This is a genomic window from Halocola ammonii, assembly GCF_049334165.1.
Taxonomy (GTDB): Bacteria; Bacteroidota; Bacteroidia; order Flavobacteriales_D; family Sanyastnellaceae; genus JBEGHD01.
In genome coordinates, this window is the sequence record NZ_JBEGHD010000057.1 from 1 (window position 1) to 428 (window position 428).

A 428-nucleotide genomic window follows, 5' to 3' on the forward strand; every position below is an offset into this window, starting at 1 on the left:
GGAACGGTGTTGCCACCGCACTGACAGTTTTCATCGATGGTGTCGTCCACAGTTTCTGGGTTTCCATCGTCACAGGAATCGCCAGTGAAGAGGCAAGAGCCATCATTCACTGTGGCATTTGGATCGTAGTTACAGGCGTTGATGTTAGTACAGCCCGGAATGGTTTCGCCTTCGCATTCGCAGTTTTCGGTGATCACATCGTTGATTGTCGCAGCGTTGCCGTCATCGCAAGTTTCACCAACGATCAGGCACGATCCGTCATCGACTGTGGCGTTCGGATCGTAATTACAAGCGTTTGAGTCGGTACAACCAGGAATAGTGTTTCCACCGCACTGACAGTTTTCATCGATGGTGTCGTTCACAGTTTCAGGATCTCCATCGTCACAAGAGTCTCCAGTGAAAAGGCAAGAGCCATCGTTCACCGTAGC

1 pseudogene is annotated in these 428 nt (G+C 50.7%); it reads right to left on the minus strand.

From position 1 onward, the window contains the following. A pseudogene (locus tag ABHV44_RS16235) lies at positions 1-428 on the minus strand (hypothetical protein); the annotation flags it as partial.